General features: G+C 71.2%; 17 protein-coding genes and 1 tRNA gene. 6 read left to right on the top strand and 12 right to left on the bottom strand.

Going from position 1 to position 18,953, the window contains the following annotated elements; genetic code table 11:
* The coding region (locus E1262_RS09920) for a DUF3500 domain-containing protein (protein WP_132102977.1) at positions 1-598 on the top strand (598 nt) is incomplete at its 5' end.
* Between the two features lie 6 nt (positions 599-604).
* Here the strand turns inward: E1262_RS09920 and E1262_RS09925 are convergent.
* From E1262_RS09925 to E1262_RS09950, 6 genes are read right to left on the bottom strand one after another with little or no spacing between them, the layout of a single operon-like run.
* Positions 605-1,453, bottom strand: a complete 849-nt coding sequence (locus E1262_RS09925) for an alpha/beta fold hydrolase (protein WP_132102978.1) — start codon at positions 1,451-1,453, stop codon at positions 605-607.
* Positions 1,454-1,475: 22 nt separating this feature from the next.
* A complete protein-coding gene (locus E1262_RS09930; RefSeq protein ID WP_132102979.1) occupies positions 1,476-2,678 on the bottom strand; it encodes a M24 family metallopeptidase in 1,203 nt (400 codons plus the stop codon).
* Positions 2,675-3,562, bottom strand: coding sequence for an ABC transporter permease (locus E1262_RS09935; RefSeq protein ID WP_132102980.1), 888 nt, complete (start codon positions 3,560-3,562; stop codon positions 2,675-2,677). The genes E1262_RS09930 and E1262_RS09935 overlap by 4 nt, the downstream gene beginning before the upstream one ends.
* A complete protein-coding gene (locus E1262_RS09940) occupies positions 3,559-4,521 on the bottom strand; it encodes an ABC transporter permease (protein WP_132102981.1) in 963 nt (320 codons plus the stop codon). The genes E1262_RS09935 and E1262_RS09940 overlap by 4 nt, the downstream gene beginning before the upstream one ends.
* A gap of 6 nt (positions 4,522-4,527) precedes the next feature.
* Positions 4,528-6,147 (bottom strand): ABC transporter substrate-binding protein, encoded by a 1,620-nt coding sequence (locus tag E1262_RS09945; protein WP_132102982.1) that lies wholly within the window; start codon positions 6,145-6,147, stop codon positions 4,528-4,530.
* A complete protein-coding gene (locus E1262_RS09950) occupies positions 6,144-7,355 on the bottom strand; it encodes a dipeptidase (RefSeq protein WP_132102983.1) in 1,212 nt (403 codons plus the stop codon). Before E1262_RS09950 ends, E1262_RS09945 begins: the two co-directional genes overlap by 4 nt.
* Before the next feature lie 139 nt (positions 7,356-7,494).
* On the opposite strand from E1262_RS09950, the gene E1262_RS09955 reads away from it, so the two are divergent.
* On the top strand, positions 7,495-8,478 hold the full coding sequence (locus E1262_RS09955; protein WP_162605848.1) for an Lrp/AsnC family transcriptional regulator: 984 nt from the start codon (positions 7,495-7,497) through the stop codon (positions 8,476-8,478).
* Positions 8,475-10,178 carry an ABC transporter ATP-binding protein gene (locus tag E1262_RS09960; RefSeq protein WP_132102985.1) on the top strand — a complete coding sequence of 568 codons (1,704 nt, stop codon included), beginning with the start codon at positions 8,475-8,477 and terminating at the stop codon, positions 10,176-10,178. Before E1262_RS09955 ends, E1262_RS09960 begins: the two co-directional genes overlap by 4 nt.
* A gap of 4 nt (positions 10,179-10,182) precedes the next feature.
* On the opposite strand, the gene E1262_RS09965 is transcribed toward E1262_RS09960, so the two are convergent.
* Positions 10,183-10,422: a helix-turn-helix domain-containing protein gene (locus E1262_RS09965; protein ID WP_203453725.1), complete on the bottom strand. Its 240-nt coding sequence runs from the start codon at positions 10,420-10,422 to the stop codon at positions 10,183-10,185.
* A gap of 62 nt (positions 10,423-10,484) precedes the next feature.
* On the opposite strand from E1262_RS09965, the gene E1262_RS30260 reads away from it, so the two are divergent.
* The 3 genes from E1262_RS30260 (at position 10,485) to E1262_RS09975 (ending at position 14,022) form a co-directional block, all read left to right on the top strand.
* Positions 10,485-10,688, top strand: coding sequence for a DUF6349 family protein (locus E1262_RS30260; protein WP_162605847.1), 204 nt, complete (start codon positions 10,485-10,487; stop codon positions 10,686-10,688).
* A 534-nt stretch (positions 10,689-11,222) separates the two neighbouring features.
* Complete coding sequence (locus E1262_RS09970; protein ID WP_132102987.1) at positions 11,223-12,812, top strand: LVIVD repeat-containing protein; 1,590 nt, start codon at positions 11,223-11,225, stop codon at positions 12,810-12,812.
* A 373-nt stretch (positions 12,813-13,185) separates the two neighbouring features.
* Positions 13,186-14,022, top strand: coding sequence for a PIG-L family deacetylase (locus E1262_RS09975; protein WP_132102988.1), 837 nt, complete (start codon positions 13,186-13,188; stop codon positions 14,020-14,022).
* A gap of 26 nt (positions 14,023-14,048) precedes the next feature.
* Here the strand turns inward: E1262_RS09975 and E1262_RS09980 are convergent.
* The 5 genes from E1262_RS09980 to E1262_RS10000 form a co-directional block, all read right to left on the bottom strand.
* Positions 14,049-14,124 (bottom strand) — tRNA-Thr (locus E1262_RS09980).
* A gap of 84 nt (positions 14,125-14,208) precedes the next feature.
* Positions 14,209-15,447, bottom strand: coding sequence for a L,D-transpeptidase (locus tag E1262_RS09985; protein WP_132102989.1), 1,239 nt, complete (start codon positions 15,445-15,447; stop codon positions 14,209-14,211).
* Positions 15,448-15,477: 30 nt separating this feature from the next.
* Positions 15,478-17,082, bottom strand: coding sequence for an alpha/beta hydrolase (locus tag E1262_RS09990; protein ID WP_132102990.1), 1,605 nt, complete (start codon positions 17,080-17,082; stop codon positions 15,478-15,480).
* Complete coding sequence (locus E1262_RS09995) at positions 17,079-17,972, bottom strand: PSP1 domain-containing protein (RefSeq protein WP_132103090.1); 894 nt, start codon at positions 17,970-17,972, stop codon at positions 17,079-17,081. Before E1262_RS09995 ends, E1262_RS09990 begins: the two co-directional genes overlap by 4 nt.
* Positions 17,973-18,164: 192 nt before the next feature.
* Positions 18,165-18,947 carry a hypothetical protein gene (locus E1262_RS10000; protein ID WP_132102991.1) on the bottom strand — a complete coding sequence of 261 codons (783 nt, stop codon included), beginning with the start codon at positions 18,945-18,947 and terminating at the stop codon, positions 18,165-18,167.
* Positions 18,948-18,953 lie beyond the last annotated feature (6 nt).

Below are 18,953 nucleotides of genomic sequence, written 5' to 3' on the forward strand. Positions count from 1 at the left end.
GGTGGGCGGGCACCACCTGGCCGTCACGGTGACCGTCGTCGATGGACGGGTGGTGGGGACTCCGCAGTTCTTCGGCGCCAACCCGGCCACCGTTCCCGACGGCTACCCGGGCGCCGGACGGCGGACGCTCGCGGCCGAGCAGGATCTCGCCCGGGCGCTGGTGACGTCGCTGCCGCCGGCGGAGCGGGCCGCCGCCGTCACGTCACCGGAGGCACCACGCGACATCCTGACCCGCGACGACCCCGTCGCCGACGCGGGCCGGATCGCGCCGGGGCTGGCCTACGGCGACATGCCCCCGGACGGGCGCGAGCTGCTGGAGCGGCTGGTCCGGCAGTACCTCGGCCGGGTGACGGCGGCCGCCGCGGAGCCGGCCTGGGCCGAGATCGCCGACGCCGGGCTGGAGCGCGTCACGTTCCGTTGGGCCGGCCCGGTCGAGCCCGGCCATGGCCACTACTACGCCGTCCTGGGCCCGACGTTCCTGCTCGAGTACGACAACACCCAGCACGACGCGAACCACGTCCACTCGGTCTGGCGCGACCTGCGCCACGACTGGGGCGACGACCTGCTGGCCGCCCACCACGCGGCCCACCACATCTGAGCGGCGCTAGCGCATCAGCACCCGCGCGACCAGGAAGTCGCGGACCACCTGCTGGAACCGCTCCGGTTCCTCCATCGGCGGCGAGTGGCCGGACTTCTCGAACACCACCAGCTCCGCGTCCCGGATCAGCGACGCGATCGTCTCGCTGCACTCCACCGGCGTGATCCAGTCGCTGCGGCCCACCGTCACCAGCGTCGGGCAGGCCACCGACGGCAGGCCCGGCTTGACGTCGTAGCTCAGCTGGTTCACCGAGAAGGCGTGGTTGTGCGTGGCGTAGTGGTAATCGACGGAGTCGACGCGCGCCGCGATGGACGCCGGGTCGTACTCGTGGTCGTAGAGCGGCAGGATCGACGCCCAGCAGTCGCGGAAGTCGTCGTTGTCGCGAATCCGGCCTTCCATGATGCGGGTGAGCTTGTCCTCGTCGACCTCGATGCGCGACGAGGCGCGGGCGTTCGCCATCGCGGCCTCCTCGTGCGAGTGGTCCGGCGCGGTGTCGCGCAGGACCAGGGCCAGCACGCGATCCGGGTGGGCGATCGCGTACTCCATCGCGAGGAAGCCGCCGTACGACCCGCCGGCCATGACCAGCGACTCCGCGCCGGCCCAGGCCCGCAGCGCGTCGATGTCGGCGACCCACTGCTCGTGCGTGAACGGCGGGACGTCGCCGCTCTTGCCGCTGCCACGCGCGTCGAAGACCAGCACCCGGAACAGGTCGGACAGGTGGCCGAACGCCGCCGTCGGCTCCTTCCGGGACCCGAGGCCGGGCGCGCCGTGGTGCGCGATGAGCAGCGGCTTGCCCGGGTCGTCGCCGCCGAGCAGCTCGACGTCGAGCGGGTTGCCGTTGATCTCCACGATCATGAAATGCGCTCCTGCCCTTCAGTCAGAGGTCGATGACGACGTCGTCGAGGTCGCGGGGGAAGGCGGTCAGCCGCTCCGGTCCCTGCTCGGTGACGAGCACGGTGTCCGAGATCCGGTAGCCGGCGTGGCCGGGCACGTAGATCCCGGGCTCGCTGGACACGACCATGCCGGGCGCCAGCTCCGTGTCGTCGCCGTCGGACAGCCACGGCGGCTCGTGGAAGTCCAGGCCGATCCCGTGTCCCTGCCGGTGCCGCAGGTAGCCGCCGTAGCCGGCCTCGCGGATGACGTCGAGGCAGGCCCGGTTGACGTCCTGGCAGCGCGCCCCTGCCCGCAGCGCCCGGGTGCCGACCCCCTGCGCCCGGTGGTCGGCGGCGAAGTAGGCCGCCTGCTCCTCGGTCGGCTCGCCGAGGAAGAAGGTCCGCTCGCTCTCGGCGTACCGCCCCCCGACGGCGCCGCCCAGCGACAGGATGAACGTGTCGCCGGGGCGCAGCCGGTACGACGACGGCAGCCCGTGCGGATACGCGGAGTTGGCGCCGCCGTACACGAGCCCGCCGGTGAGCATCGGCACCACGACGACGTCGGAGTGCGTCCCGTACATCCACCGGGACCCGGCGCGGACGACGTGATCGGCCAGCTCCGCCTCGGTGGGCAGTTCGCCACCGGCGGCGGCGGCCGCGATCAGCTCGACGCCGGCGGCCAGCATGACGTCGCCGAGCCGGCCGGCCTGCCGGTGCAGCTCGACCTCCGCCGGCTGCTTCACCAGCCGCAGCTCGTCGACCAGCGCCGACATCCGCCACGTCACGCCGCCGAACACCGTCTCCAGCTGGGCCAGCCGGCCCGTCGACAGCGCCGGCGAGTGCCCCCACTCGCCGCTCGACGGCACCGCCTTCGCCAGCGCGGCGAACGGGCTGTCGACACCGGGGAACTCCTCGAACGCCACCAGCTCGTCCACGACCGCGCCCTGATACTCCGGCAACTGGGACATGGAGAACTGGACCTCGGCGTGCTCGCGCTCCAGCTCGGGCACCAGCAGGACGACGCGGTCCGGGCCGATCCAGACCACGGCCGGCCGCTCGTTCGGGTGGTGGAAGAAGCCGGTCAGGTAAGCGACGTCGTGCCAGTCGTCGACGACGACGGCGTCGAGCCCGGCGGTCTCCATGCGCGCCCGCAGCCGGGCGTGGACGTCGCGGTAGAACGAAGCGGGCAGCCGCTGGGAGAAGGTCATCGGGTGCCGTCCTGTCGGGTTCGCGGGTTGCGGGCGTCGTTGTAGGCCAGCGCGACCAGGGTGGCCGCGACGACCAGCAGCAGGATGGCCAGGGACGGGAAGAACGCCGTCCACCACGAGGAGCTGAGCGCGCCGGAGCGCTGGGCGTTGTAGAGGATGGTCCCCCACGACCAGCTGGACGGGTCGCCCAGACCCAGGAACGCCAGGCCGGCCTCGCTGAGCACCGCGCGCGACGCCGTCACCACCACCGACACCGCGATCACCGGTGACACCGCCGGCAGCACGTGCCGCACCAGCACCCAGCGGTTCGGCGCCCCCATCACGTGCGCGGCGTCCACGTAGGACAGCGTCACGATCGGCAGCGCCTGCGAGCGGACCACCCGGGCCACCTCGGGCCAGGAGAACACCGCGATGACGACGACCAGGGTCGAGACGCTGGGCCCGGCCAGTGCCGCCACCAGAATCATCAGCGGCAGCACCGGCAGCGACAGCATCACGTCGACGAACAGCCCGAGCACGCCGTCCAGTCGCTTGAAGTACGCGCCGCCGACGCCGACCGCCACGCCGACCACGATGGCCAGCGCCGAGGCGCCGAGGCCCACCGCCATGCTCGTCCGCGTCCCCCAGACGACCTGGGCGAAGATGTCGCGGCCGAGGTGGTCGGTGCCGAACCAGTGCGCCGCCGACGGCCCGACGAGCACGTCCTCGCCGTACCCGCGCGGGTAGTCGGCGATCAGCGGGGCGGCCAGCGCGACCAGAACCAGCAGCACCAGCAGCCCGGCCGCGACCAGGCCGAGCGGATTGCGCCGGAACGCCCGCCACGTGCGGCTGGCCGGCGTCGGCTCTGCCGCGACCGCCGTCAGTTCCTCGCTGAGTCCGCTCATGCCGCACGCACCCGCGGGTCGAGGAGGCCGTAGGCGAGGTCGGTCAGCAGGTTCGCCACCACGACCGCGGCCGCCAGGAGCACGAACGCTCCCTGCAGGACCGGGAAGTCGAGCTGCCCGACGGACTCGTAGATCGCCCGCCCGACGCCAGGGTAGGCGAAGATCGTCTCGGTCAGGACCGCGCCGCCCACCAGGAAGCCGAGCTGCAGCCCGACCAACGTCGTGGTGGGCAGCAGCGCGTTGCGCAGCGCGTGCTTCCAGACCACCCGCCGCTCCGGTGCGCCCTTGGCCCGCGCCACCGTGCAGTACTCCTCGCCGAGCGCGTCGATGAGGTTCGTCCGCAGCGTGAGCACGTAGGCGCCGATCTGCAGCACGACCAAGCTCAGGCACGGCAGCACGAGGTGCCGCAGCATGCTCGCGTACGCCTCCAGCCCGTACACGTCGTCGTCGATGGCGCCGCCGATCGGGAACCAGCCGAGCCAGAGCCCGAACGTGTAGAGCAGCGCGATGCCCACCGTCGGGACGAACAGCGACTGCCCGACCACGCCGCCGACCTGGATGAAGCGGTCGAGGGCGCCGCCGCGGTGGGTCGCCGCCAGCACCCCCAGCGGCAGCCCGATGAGGAGCGTCACCACCAGCGCGCTGCCGGTGAGGATGAGCGTCCAGGGCAGCCGTTCCAGCAGCACGTCCGCGACCGGGATCGACTGCCGGAACGACACGCCGAGGTTGCCCTGCAGCAGCTCACCGAGGTAGGCCACGTACTGCACCGCGAGTGGCCGGTCGAGCCCGAAGTCGGCGAGGATCTGCTCGCGCTGGTCCTCGCCCATGGTCGGGCTCGCGATGGCCAGCGCCGGGTCGCCCGGCAGCAGCCGCACGAGGAAGAACGTGACGCTGACCGCGAACCAGAGCGTGAGCAGGCCGCGGAGCAGCCGCAGTGAAGCGAACCGGAGCAGGGCCATGAGCGCTCAGTCCGCCGCCCGCACCGACGCCAGGGACTGCGGGTTGACCACCGAGAGCAGCTCGCTGGGCTTGGGCTGGAAGCCGGTCCACTCGCTCGAGGCCGCGAAGGTGAACTGCTCGACGTACATCACGTTGTCGTAGACCTGGTCGGTGACGATGCGGGCCAGTTCCTGCAGTGGCCCGCGCGCGTCCTCGACGGTCAGCGCCGACGACGCCTCCGCCAGCAGCCGGTCGATCTCGGGGTCGTTCACGCCGGCGTAGTTGATGAAGCCGTCGGGCGAGAACAACAGGCCGAAGTTCGACTGCGGCTCGTCGATGATCGCCCAGGAGCCGGCGTAGATGTCGAAGTCGCGCTCGTTGGTGCGGGCCAGGTACGTGTTGCGCTCCAGCCCGGCCAGCGTGATGGTGATGCCGGCCTCGGCCGCCTGGTCGCGCACCAGCTCCGCCCACGAGGAGATGTTCGGGTCGCCGGCGTCGTAGATCATCTCCAGCTCGAGGTTCTCGACACCGGCCTGCGCCAGCAGGTCGCGGGAGAGCTCCGGGTCGTACTCGTACTCCTCGGCCGTCTCGTCCACCCACTGGCTGAACGTCGGCGTCAGGACGCTGGAGTTCGACGACACAGCGTTGCCGCCCAACACGACCTCGCGGATGGCCTCGTAGTCGACGGCGTGCGCGAGCGCCTGGCGGACCTCGACCCGGTCCAGCGGCGGGCGGCGCATGTTGTACTGCATGTGCGCCCAGCCCAGCGACGGGACGCTGAACGTCTGCAGCGAGTCGTCACCGGAGACGTCGCGGGCCACCGACGGCGGCAGCGCGTTCCCGATGAGGTCGATCTCGCCGGAGCGCAGCGCCAGCACCTCGGTGTTGACGTCGGGGTAGACGCGGAACACCACCCGGTCCAGCGCGGCCCGGCCGCCCTCAGCCAGGGGGTAGTCGTCCACCGCCTCCAGGACGTAGCGCTGGCCGCGTTCGACCTGGGTGAGCACGAACGGACCGGCCGACACCCAGTTGGAGTCGTTGGCGAAGTCGGCCACCGTCGGTGCCTGCCCGAACACGTGCGCCGGGACGATGGGCATCCAGAACCCGATGCTGCTGAGGAACGCGCCGTCCGGCCGGTTCAGGGTGAACTCGATCCGGGTGTCCGAGACGGCTGTCGCGGACTCGTACGCGCCGATCATGCCGGAGACGGTGCCCAGCTGCTCGGCCTTGACAGCGTCGATGGTGAAGACGACGTCCTCGGCGGTCAGCGGCTCGCCGTCGGACCACTCCATGTCGTCGCGGAGCTCGATCCACGCGCTCAGCCCGTCGTCGCCGTAGCCCCACTCCGTCGCCAGCGCCGGCACCTTCGCGCCCTCGTCGTCGATGGTCATCATCGCCGGGTATATCAGGTTCGTGACCCAGCTGTCGGTGCGGCTGTTGCCGACCAGCGGGTTGAAGTTCACGACGTCCGCGGTGGTGCCGATGGCCAGCTCGCCGCCGGCATCGCCTCCGCCGGAGGAGTCGCCGGACTCCTCGGACTCGCCGCCCGACGCACCGTCGGGCTCGGACGGGACACAGGCAACCAGAGTGAGGGCCACCGCCGCGCCCAGCGCGACGCGCCGGCCCAGACCGCGCGTAGTGCTCATCTCTCCCAGACCTCCTCGATGACACGCATGGCGTTGCCGCCGATGACGGCGCGGATCTCGTCGTCGGAGTAGTCGTGAGTGACCAGCCAGCCGACGATGTTCCAGAAGCACTCGGCCGGATTCTCCAGGCCGTCGACGTACTCGACCTCGTCGTACTCGACCGCTCCGTGGGCCTCGCCGAGCGAGAGGTGACCGGAGAAGAGGTGGTGGAGCCCGACGTGGTCGCCGAACAGCGTGTCCGGCCCGAACCCGACGTGCTCGATGCCGACCAGGTCGACGCAGTACACGAAGTGGTCCATCACCGACTCGAGGTTGTGCCGCGGGTGCTGCGGCGACAGCGTCGTGTGCGGTGCCGCCTCCAGGCCGATGACCCCGCCCCGCTCCGCGCACGCCCGGATGACCTCGTCCGGCTTCATCCGGTTGGTCGGCCATACGGCACGAGCGCCGGCATGCGTGATGATGATCGGCTTCGTCGAGTGCTCGATCACCTCCAGCGAGGTGATGTCGCCCGAGTGCGAGACGTCGACGACGATGCCCAGCTTGTTCATGCGCTCCACGGCCTTACGCCCGAACGCGGTGAGCCCGCCGTCGCGGCGCTCCTTCAACCCGCTGCCGAGGGTGTTGGCCTCGCTGTAGGCGATGCCGAGCTGGCGGATCCCGAAGCCGTAGAGGATGTCGATGCGGTCCAGCTCGTTCTCGATCGGGGTCGACGCCTCCAGCCCGGCGATGAGGGCGATGCGGCCCGTCTCGTGCGCCCGCCGGATGTCGGCCAGTGTCTCGGCCTTGATGACGAAGTCCTGGTGCGCGAGGTCGGAGAAGCGCATGCCGAGATCGGCGATGATGTCGGTCCACTTCCAGCCGGCGTGGCTGGTCACGCACGCCGTGCCGTCCATGAAGTTGTCGATGACCGCGGTGAGGCCGGACCGCGCCAGGCCCTCGTAGCCGGTGCGGTGCCGTCCGTGCCGGTTGTAGTCGATGGTCTCGGTGATGTCGTCGGGGAACATCGTCGGGTGCTCATGGGTGGACACGACGACGCTGTCCGCCAGCAGCCGGGTCACCCGCTCGCGCTGGGCGTCGGACAGGTCCAGCCCGCCGTATTCCGGCACCCGGCCCAGCTCGGGCGCCAGGTCGAACGCCTTGTAGTCGACGCCTTCACGCAAGTAGCTGTACGAGCGGTACCCGTCGTAGCGCTTCGCGGGTTCGAGCACGGCAGACCTCCCGGAATCCTTCATCAACGCCCTCGACGATGGCAGATATCGGCATCCAGAGCAAGTGTGACGACGGAGACCGGCGTAACATTCATGTTGCGCGCTGGATTTCGGCGCCACGTCCGATACGATGGCGGCCATGACGGACGTGACCGTGCTCGACGACCTCGACCGGCGCATCGTCGCCGCGCTGCAGACGCACGGCCGGGCGACATGGCAGCAGCTCGCGCGGGCCGTCGGCACGTCGGACACCACAGCCGCGCGGCGCGCGCAGCGGCTGTTCGGCTCCGGGCTCGTGCGCGTCGTCGCGTCCACGGACCCGCTGCGCAGCGTCGGCGGCTATCCGGTCCTCGTCCAGGTCACCTGCCGCGTCGGCCAGGCGCCGCGGGTCGCCGCCGAGCTGGCCGCCCGGCCGGACGTGCGGTTCGCTGCCCTCATCACCGGGACGTTCGACCTCATCGTCGAGCTGATCGTGCCCTCCCAGCGGGCGCTGGCCCGGGTGCTGTTCGAGGAGATCGAGCAGGTCGACGGCATCCTGTCGACCGTCACCGAGACCGTCATCGCCCAGCACAAGGTCGCCAACGTGTGGGCGCACGGGACGCTGTCTCCGGAGGCCATCGCGACGCTCGAGGCCGAGCGCGGGCCGATCGAGCAGCGCGACCCGAAACCGCTCGACGACCGCGACAGCGCCCTCGTCGGGCTGCTCGCCAAGGACGCCCGGCTCAGCTTCGCGGAACTGGCCGTCCGGCTCGACATGAGCGAGTCGATGGTCAAGCGCCGGCTCGACACGCTGACCCGCGACGGGCGCGTCCGCTACACGACGATCGTCCGGCCGGAGCTGCTCGGCTACGGCGTCGAGGTGTTCTACTGGCTCGCCGTCGACCTGCGCCACCTCGACGAGACCACCAAGGCGCTGGGCGGGCGCCCCGAGGTGCGCTACCTCTCCTCCACCGCCGGCTACAGCGACCTGACCTGCGAGGTCGTTCTCCGCCACCAGGACGACCTGCTGACCTTCAACACCCGCGTGCTCGGCGAGCTGCCCGGCATCCGCCGGGTCGAGATCGGCCTCGAGCTGATCACCGTCAAGCGCGCCTTCACCCTCGTCGAAGGGGGCGCCCTGTGACCACACCCGCTCTGGCGATCCACCGCCTCGGCGTCGAGTTCCGCACCGGCGACGGCACCACGACGGCCGCCCGCGACGTCAGCATCGAGGTCCGGCCCGGCGAGATCCTCGCGCTGGTCGGCGAGTCCGGCTCGGGCAAGAGCGTCAGCGCGCTCTCCGTGCTGGGGCTGCTGCCGCCGACCGCCGTCCGCACCGGGCGCATCGAGGTCGGCGGCCGCGACGTCACCACGCCGGACGGGCCGACCCTGCGGCGGCTGCGCGGCCAGGACGTCGCCATGGTGTTCCAAGACCCGATGACGGCGCTCAACCCGGTCTTCACCGTCGGCTCGCAGATCGTCGAGGCGCTCCGGCTGCACGCGGACCACCACCCGCTGCGCGCCGGTCCTGACGCCGCCGCACGCGCCTCTCTGAGCCGGCGGCAGGCCCGCGCCCGCGCCGTCGAGCTGCTCGGCTTGGTCGGACTGCCTGACCCGGAGCAGCGGTTCGGGTACTACCCGCACCAGCTCTCCGGCGGGCAACGGCAGCGAGCCATGATCGCGATGGCCATCTCGTGCGATCCGGCCGTCCTCATCGCCGACGAGCCCACGACCGCTCTCGACGTCACCGTCCAGGCGGAGATCCTCTCGCTGCTGCGCAGCCTGCGCGACCGGCTGGACTCGGCCATCCTCATCATCACGCACGACATGGGCGTGGTGGCCGACATCGCCGATCGCGTCGTCGTCATGCGGGCCGGTGAGATCGTCGAGGAGGCGCCGGTCGACCAGCTGTTCGCGCGGCCGGCCGAGTCGTACACCCGCGAGCTGCTGGCCGCCGTGCCACACCTGGGACGGCAGGAGGTCCGCCAGGTCGCCCCGCCGGCCTCGGCCGACGACGCTTCTCGTACCGCGCTCGAGCTGCACGACGTCGTCGTCGAGTATCCCGGCGGGATCGGGCGTGCGGCCTTCCGCGCCGTCGACGGGGTGTCGCTCACCATCCCGCGTGGGCAGGTCCTCGGCTTGGTCGGCGAGTCCGGATCGGGCAAGTCCACGATCGGCCGCTGCGTCGTCGGCCTGCTGCGGGCGACCGCCGGCCGGGTGGTCGTCGACGGCCAGGACGTGACGAAGGCGTCGCGCGGGCAGCTGCGCGCGCTGCGGCGCACGGTCGGCATGGTCTTCCAGGACCCCGCGTCGTCGCTGAACCCTCGCTACACCATCGGCGACAGCATCGGTGAGCCGCTGCGGCTGCACGGCCGGCCCAAGTCCGAGGTCGCGCGGCGGGTCGCCGAGCTCCTCGACAGCGTCGAACTGCCGGTGGCCTGGCGCAACCGCTACCCGCACGAGCTCTCCGGCGGCCAGCGGCAGCGGGTCGGCATCGCCCGGGCCGTGGCGCTCGACCCCGTCCTGCTGGTCGCCGACGAACCGACCAGCGCCCTGGACGTGTCCGTGCAGGCGCGCGTGCTCGAGCTGCTCATGGACCTGCAGGCGCGGCTCGGCTTCTCGTGCCTGTTCATCAGCCACGACCTCGCCGTGGTCGAGCTGCTGGCCGACAGCATCGCCGTCATGCACCAGGGCCGCATCGTCGAGCAGGGCAGCAGCGCGGACGTGCTGTCCGCTCCCCGCGACGACTACACCCGGCGGCTGCTGGCCGCCGCGCCCGTTCCGGACCCGGTGGAGCAGCGCCGGCGACGGGCCGAGCGCGAGCAGGGCGCGGCGCTCGCCTGATCGGTCAGGGGTAGTCGATGCCGGCGCGGTCGAGGATGTCGGTGAGGCCGACCCCGAGGGCGCGGGCGTAGCGGGTCAGCTCGATGACGTCGATGCGACGGTCGCCGGACTCGAACAGCGACACCTTGCGCTGCGTGAGACCGAGCCGCTCGCCGAGCTGAGTCTGCGTGAGATCGCGCTCTTCCCGCAGCTGCCGGAGCGTGGCGTACAGCCGCTGGTACTCAGGAGCCCGGCTGTCGACCACCTGCCCATCCGACCGTCGTTGATCGAATAGCCAAAGTTTAGCTGTCGATATATCGTTCGGCTGTGGCCCAGTCGAACACCCCCGCCCGGTACCGCGCGCGCTGCCCGGCCTGCCCATGGACGGGACGTGAGTTCACCCGGTACTCGCACGCCGAAGAAGCCGCCCGCGACCACGCCAAACGTCATTTCCACGACACCCACGTCATCGATCACTACGGTCTGCGGATCGCCGGATCGACCATCCGGCCGGCCGAGGCAGACTCCTGAGCGTTCCGTGTCGACCACTGCGGACCACGTCGCCACATGGCCGAGGTACGGGTGTAGCGTGTCCCCGGCAGGCGCGCGCCGCGCGAGCTCCCGGGGGGCTCCACCTGCGCATACGGTTCGCCAACGGAGGTGCCTATGCGGAGAGTGTTCTCGTCGCGCCGGAGGTGACGCTCGCGATCGGCGGCCACGGCCGCTCCCGAGATGGCGGCTGAGCGGGCACGTTCCCGCGTTCATCGGCATGAGCCGGGGTTCTCGATGCCATCGAGCGGCCACGATCACCACCGCTTCAGCGAGCCCAGCGCAAGCCGACTGCCGGCGCCCAGGACCACCTAGCGCAAGGAGCCGCCTATGACGTGACCCCTGACGCCGCGACCTCGGCGGCGAACCCACCCCGTTCCGTCCGCCGAAGTGAACCGTGCTTCTGCCCACAAGCGGAGGTTCGTCGCGGCACATGTTTCAGCCGGCCTGGCGGCAGATCGCCCGGGGGGTGGCTCGCGGTGAGCACGTCAGGCTCACCACCACTGGAGGTTTGGCATGCGAAGAGCATTCCTCCTTGTCCTCGCGGCGCTACTCGCGCTCGGAACGCTGTCCTTCCCCGCAAGCGCGTCGCACAACGCCGACCAGCACAAGAAGATGGATCTCCTGTTCACGTCCCCGAACTCCGCGATCAACTCCGATCTCGCGTTCTGGGGTGACCATGCGTTCATCGGCTACTACCGCAACGACCGCGCGGTCGGAGGCGTCCGGATCTTCGACATCTCCAACCCTGCCGGTCCGCGCCTGGTACGGGACTTCTCGTGTGACGGGCTGCAGAACGACCCCATCGTCTGGGACCGTGACGGGAACGGCGTCGCCGATCTGATGCTGTTGGCCGTGGACCGCACCATGGTGGCGCCCGAGTGCGGAGCCGCGCGGTCGGTGAACCACGGTGATCCGACGGGCTGGGAAGGCGTCCGGGTCTTCGAGATGAGCGACGACCCCGCGAACCCCTTCGCCGAGATCACACAGGTCAAGGCGGTGTACACCGACTGCGGCGCGCACACCATCACGTTGTGGCCCGGCGAGGTGGACGACACCGGCAATCTCCTCGTCTACGTCTCGTCCTACCCACTGCGAGCGGGGCCGACCTGCGGTGACACCGAGTTCCTGAACGCGGCGAACCCGTACGACGAGGACCCGGGAAGCCCGGCCAACCCGCTCCACGGCGTGATCCAGGTCATCGAGGTGCCGCTCGACGATCCGTCGGCGGCCAACGAGCTGCCGGTCCAGCCGGCGATCAGCTACCCCGGTGACCCGGACGGGATCAACGACTGGTGCGAGCGGTCGGTCACCGGCCCTGGCCAGCCGTGCCCCGGTCCGTTCGAGCCGGCCGCGGTGGCCTGCCACGACATCGTCGTTCATGTCGAGACTCGCCTGGCCGGAGGCGCTTGCGCCGAACAGGGCCAGGTGTGGGAGATCGACGACAACGGGATTCCCGACACGGCCAACCCGGTCCTCGTCAGCGACGACGAGCTCAGCTCGGGCGGCACTGGCAACATCCCCGGAGCGATCGACTTCTTCCACTCCGCCATGTTCGACAACGACGCGACGGTCGTGAACTGGGTCGACGAGTCCTTCGGCAGCGGCTGCCCGCCGATGACGACGTGGCAGGCGCGGCCGTGGCACCCGGCAGGAGAGCACAAGACCGGGAAGATGTTCTTCTCCGACGTCGCCACAGGTGCCTTCCTCAGCGAGTTCCAGGTCGGTGATCTGCGGCCCGACCCGGCACCGACCGCCTACTGCTCGGCCCACATGGGCATGTCCGTCAAGGGCATCCAGCGGGACCTGCTGGTCAACGCCTGGTACACCGGCGGGGTCGACGTGATCGACTTCAGCAAGCCGACAAGACTGAAGGAGATCGCGTACTACGACATCGCCGGCCCAGGCCCGCAGGGCTCGGACAACTGGTCGGCCTACCCCTACACCGGACCGCTGTTCGAGCGTGGGCCCGGGATCCCCGTCTACGCCTCGGACGGCGTGCACACGCCTGACTCCGCAAGGGGCATGGTGGTGTTCCGCACGATCATCGAGAAGCCCGGTCAGGCAGGCATCGTGGACCACTTGAACCCGCAGACGATGGACTAGCGGTGCACGGCGTACCGCAGACGCCCGGAGAGCCGGGGCACCTCGCGGTGCTCCGGCCCTCGTCCGTCCAGACCCGGTGACAACAGCTGGGCTGCAGCTTCACGGTCGGAGCCGCGCATCGACGTCGAGTATCGACCTATTTACGAGATTGAGGATGTTCACAGCGATTTCGTATGTGATATACCTCCTGCAGCAGTTTGCACCATTCCATAGTCCAATGCAGGAACTGCCCCCTCCAGATGCCGGGGGGTAGTATGTCCAACCGCCACCGTCCGCGGCGCGTACGCCGCGGACGTGACGTCCCACACTTCCGGCCCCGCCCCGCGGTGGCCATCCTCGCGAGTCACGCCTGTGCCGGATCCGGGACGGCCCGATGATCCGCCGTCGCGCCCTTCTGACGGCGGGCGTCGCCATCGCGGCGGGCGCGGCGTGGCCGTCGGAACCGGCGACCGCCCAAACGACACGGACCGTGGTCGCGGTGCCGCCGCCGACCGGTCGGCCGGTGATCTTCTACACTCCGCACCAGGACGACGAGACCCTCTTCATGGGTCAGATCATCGCCAGGCACGCACTCGCCGGGCGCGAGGTCCACGTCGTCCTCGTCACCGATGGCCGCGCGTCCACCGCCCGCAACGCGATCAACGGGCTGACGAGCAACGGCTGGTGGCAGGACCACCACCAGCCCGAGCGCGAGGGCTACGCGCCACTCACGCAGCAGCAGCTCTCCGAGGCGCGGAACCGTGAGTTCGTCTCCGCGTGCGGACAGCTCGGCGTCTGGCCGGCGAACATCCACCTCGAGGGCTTCAGGGACGGCACGCTCACTCTGACCCAGGCGACCGGCGTGTTGGAGAAGTACGACGCCCTCTTCCCGACGGCCGGCCACTACACCATGTCGTGGGACGATGCCACGTCCGACCACTCGATACTCGGTCAGGCACTGCGCACTCTCGCCCTCGCCGACCGGACCAAGTGGAACGACGTCCGCTGGACGATCAAGCCGGAGAACGCTCACCGAGTGCCCGGCGCCAAGGCGTACACGATGCCCCGCGATGTCCTCCCCCTGGCGCAGGAGCTGGCGCGGCGCGCTGCGCGACCGTACGCGGCGTGGTGTCCGGCGGCCGGCGCGTTCGCCGTGGGCTACCACTCGGTGGGGCCGACGTACTTCCCGCGGGTCGAGAAGGGTGAACTGAACTGGAGCCACGGGCTGTGAGCGGGGTCCACGACATCGCGAAGGGGTGGAGCCGCCTGTCGGAATCGAACCGACGACCTATTCATTACGAGTGAATCGCTCTACCGACTGAGCTAAGGCGGCGCGTGCCCGGCGAACCGGGCACGGTGCATGAGTATAGGGCGTGCAGTGCCCCGGAACCCAATCGGGCCGGAGGCGCCCGCAACGTCAGAGCGCGTCGGTGGTGATGGACGCGCCGAGGGCGGAGCCGGCCACGTACTGGTCCCAGCCGAGGTTCCAGTCGGCCATGCCGGGGTCGCCGCGCTGGATGAGGTCTTCGGGGCCGCGGGTGGAGTTGGCGACGGTGACGATGTCGCCGTACTGGGCCAGCTGGAAGAACGTGGCGCCGTTGGCCGCGCTGAGGTTGATGCACCCGTGCGACACGTTCTCCGAGCCCTGCGATCCCTCGGACCACGACGCCGAGTGGACGAACGTGCCGCTCCAGGTCAGGCGGACGGAGTTGGGCACCTCGAGGTCGTAGTAGTCGGGGCTGTTCGGGTCGCAGGTGATGTTCGCGTTGCACGACGTCATCTGCCGCGTCTCGAACTTCTCCAGCACGATGTAGGTGCCGTTGCGGGTGGCGAACTCGGGCGCGCCGAGACTGGTGTCCCACGTGGCCGCGGTGACGCCGTCGACGGTGTAGGTCACGGTGTGGCTGGCGGCGTCGACGGTGGCGATCTGCGCCTTGCCGACGGTGAAGTCGAGGTCGTAGGAGCGGCCGCCCCAGAGGTCGTCGCCGGCCTGGACGCCGTTGAGGTCGAGGTTCAGCCGCACCTGGGTGCCCGACGGCCAGTACTCCTTGGGCCGGAAGTGCACCTCCTGCGAGCTCACCCAGTGCCATGTCCCCTCGACCTGCGGGTTCGACGCGACGTGCATGGCCTGCTCGACGGTCTCGCGCTCGGTGACCTCCTGGTCGAACCGGACGGTGATCGGCGCGCCCACGCCGACGACGGCGCCATCGGTGGGCTGCATGCTCAGCGTGAGGCGGTTGCCCTCGGGCACGCCGCCGACGGCGAAGGAGTCGGTCAGCGTGTGCTCCATGCCGAGCCGGTCGGACGCGACGACGGTGACGGCGTAGGAGGCGCCGGGCTCGAGCGGCGCTGCGCTCTGCCAGCTGCTGCCGTCGTCGCCGACCTGGCCCTCGACCGGCTCGCCGCCCTCGGGCGCGACCTCGACGGAGTCGATCTGGCCGTGGGGGACGGTGAACTCCAGCGGTGTGCCGAACGCCACTTCGTCGGTGATGCCGTCGAGGCGCAACGGGACGCGCTGGGCCTTGGGGCCCTCCGCCTGCGCGGTGGGGCCGTCGGTGCCCCCGGACCCGGAGTCGTCGGAGCCGCTGCAGGAGGTCAGCAGCACCGCCGCGCTCAGGACGAGCGCGACCCGGTGGAGCGTCGGACGCAGGCGCATCGTTCCATTATCCGCATACTTCGCCCCGCTTCACGCCGCGCAGGTGCTGCCCTCGTCCGGCACCGTCCCGGCCAGCAGGTACGCGTCGACGGCGTCGTCGATGCAGCTGCTGCCCGCGAGGTAGGCCGTGTGCACCGTGGAGTCGTAGGTGAGCAGCACGCCGGACGACAGCTGCTCGCTCAGCGACTGCGCCCACTCGTACGGCGTGGCGGGGTCGCCCGTGGTGCCGACGACGAGGATCGGGTCGGCACCCGGCGCGGTGACCGGCGGGTGCGGCGCGGGGGGCGCGGTGGACGTGGCGGTGGGGTCGTCCCCGCCGACGTCGGCCTCGGCCAGGCCGTCGGCCAGCGCCGAGCAGCCGAACCCGCCCCAGGCGAGGAACGGCCCGAACACCTGGGACACCGCGGTGAACTCGGACAGCGCGGCCCGCGCCTCGTCGGCCGTGGCGGACTCCGGGTGGTCCATGCAGTTGACGAGGCTGATCACCTCGTTGGCGTTGCCGTTGTAGGTGCCGTCGCTGTTGCGTTCGAGGTAGAGGTCGGCGAACGTCATCAGCAGCGTGCCGTCGCCCTCGGTCAGCGCGAGGTCGAGCGCCTCGTTGAGCGGCTCGTAGCCCTCGTCGGCGGTGAGGTACAGCGGCAGGACGATGCCGTAGAACGCCAGCGACTCGGTGAGCGGCCGGTTCTCGTCGTCGGTGACCAGCGGCTGCTGGTCGGCCTGCTGCAGCAGCCCCGCGAGCGTGGCGCGGGCTTCGTCCTCCGACGAGCCGAGCGCGCAGTCGCCCTGGTCGAAGCACCAGGTCAGGAACGCCGACAGCGCCCGCTCGAAACCGCGCGCCTGGCCGAGGCCGAGGTCGTCGCCGGACAGCGTCGGATCGATGGCGCCGTCGAGGACCAGCCGGCCGACGCGGTCGGGGAACTGGTCGGCGTAGAGGGCGCCGATGAACGTCCCGTACGACTTGCCGAGGTAGTTGAGCTTCTCGTCGCCCAGCGCGGCGCGTAGCACGTCGAGGTCGCGGGCGACGTCGGCGGTGCCGATGTGCGGGACCAGCTCGCCGGAGTTCGTCGCGCAGCCGGCGGCGAGGTCGTGGATCGACTCCTCCATCTCGGTGATCTCGGCGTCGTCGTCAGGGGTGGCGTCGGCGGCGAGGTACTCGTCCAGCTCGGCGTCGTCGACGCAGTCGACCGGGGTGGACTCGGCGACGCCGCGCGGGTCGAAGCCGACGATGTCGTAGCGCTCACGCACCTGCTCGGTGACGACGGAGCCGGCCAGCTGGGCGTACTCGACGCCGGACGCGCCCGGCCCGCCCGGGTTGACCAGCAGCGAGCCGAGGCGCTGGTCGCCCGTCGCCGGCGCCCGCAGCAGCGCCAGCTCGAGAGTGTCGCCGCCCGGGTCGGCGTAGTCGACCGGGACGGTGGCCGTCGAGCACTGATACCCCTCGCCGCAGTCGCGCCACTCCAGCTCCTGCGTGTAGAACTGCGCGAGCTCGGGGTCGATCCCCTCGGTGGCGTCGGGCGCCGGCGTCGACCGGTCCGGCACGTCGGCCGGCTGGCCGTCGCGCGCCGGTTCGGCCGAGCAGCCCGCGGCGGCCACGACGGCGGCGACCGCCAGGCCGGCCAGGGCACGGAGTCTCACAGGTGCTCCCCGTCGTCCTCGTACACGTCGTCCTCGATGTCGGGCGTACGGCGGGCGCCCTGAGCGACCGCGCCCTCGTATGCCTGCCGGGACCCGCAGACGCTGGCCTTCGGGCAGGCGACCCGGCGGCCGGTATCGCGGTCGCGGATGTACACCGTCTCGGCCGGGACGTTGTAGGCGACGACGGTGCCCTCGACGCCGTCATCGGTGGTGACGTCGCAGCCGACGGTCGGCACGCTGCGCTTGAAGTCCTGGTAGAGCGGGTGCTCGTACTTCAGGCAGCACATCAGCCGCCCGCACGCCCCGGAGATCTTCAGCGGGTTGAGCGGGAGATCCTGGTCCTTCGCCATGCGCACGCTGACCGGCTCGAAGTCGGTGAGGAACGTCGAGCAGCAGGTGTCGCGGCCGCACGGCCCGATGCCGCCCTGCACGCGGGCTTCGTCGCGGGCGCCGAGCTGGCGCAGGTCGATGCGAGCCCGCAGGGTACGGGCGAGGTCGCGCACCAGCTCGCGGAAGTCGACCCGGTGTGGCGCACTGAAGTAGATGGTGACCAGCTGGTCGACGTCGGGACGGGTGTCGACGTAGTCGACGCCGACGATCTTCATCGGGAGGTCGTGGTGGCGGATTAGCCGGCGCGCGGCCACCCGGATCTCGGCCCGGCGGCGGCGGTTGCGCTCCTCGCGCTGCAGGTGCTTCTCGGTGGCCGGCCCCTCGCATACCGGCAGGCCACCGATGTCTTCGCTGACCCACTGCGGCGCCCAGACGCACTCGGCGACCTCGGGGCCGTCGTCTGTGGGGACGAGGACCTTGTCGCCGACGCGTGGACTGTGCTCACCCGGGTCGAGGTAGTAGAGCCTCCCGTACCGGGTGAAGGCCACTGCCATCACCATGCCCACGCGTCCACCCTAAGGTGTCGGGCCGCCGGGAACGGCATCGCCGCGACGCGGACGACGGTGTGAGGTCGCTGCGGGCCGACAGTGTGGACGATGGCGGGCGGTCCAATGGCGCCCTGGGCCGACTGATCCGCCCGTCATCAGGTCTATGACGCGGGTGTCCGGAAGGCGTCCGGACGGTGTACGGCGTCAGGCCGCGGCGAGCCGGCGCAGCGCCTCGGCCCGGACGCCGTCGACGGCGTGCGGCGCGGCCAGCGGCTCCAGCACGTCGCCGAGCGCCCGCGCCGCGGCGAGGACGGCGGCCGGCTCGGCGGCGGCCGGCAGCGTCGCGGCCAGCCCGGCCGGCTCGGGCAGGTCGGCGTTCTGCACGCTGACCGCGCCGAACACCGGGTAGTCGACGCCCAGCTCGGCCGCATGCAGCCGCCAGACGAACGTCCGCACCTCGTGCAGCGACTCCAGCGCCCGCCAGACCCGGCCGCGCGCGGCGTGCTTGGCGACGTCGGCCAGGCCCCACCAGCCGAGGAACGCCCACTCGCGCCGCAGCTCGGCGGTGGCGTGCAGGGTGGAGGGCGCGAACGGCTCGGCCAGCCGGCCGGAGCGGTCGAACACCGGCCGCGACCCCGGCGCGAGTCCCGGCCGGCTGTCGGCCGTCATGACGACGAGGCTGAGCTGGCGGCCGTCGGCGTACTGCAGCACCAGATGATCGGCCGGCTTCTCCGGGCTGCCGAGATGCTGGATCAGCTCGTCGGCGACGACGGCGTACCCGCGCGCGGCGGCCAGCGTGGCGTCGCGGCGCTCGTCGTACGTGGCGCCGTCGAGCACGACGCCCAGGCCGGCGTCGACGTCGGAGACGCGGTCACCGGCGCCGCGTCCCAGCGACCCGGCCAGTTCGATCCAGTCACACCACGGCGTGCGCTCGGCCCACGCCGTCAGCGCGTCGACGATCTCCCAGGGATCTCCGGCGGCGTCCATCCGACG

This window comes from Jiangella aurantiaca (genome assembly GCF_004349105.1).
GTDB classification, from domain to species: domain Bacteria; phylum Actinomycetota; class Actinomycetes; order Jiangellales; family Jiangellaceae; genus Jiangella; species Jiangella aurantiaca.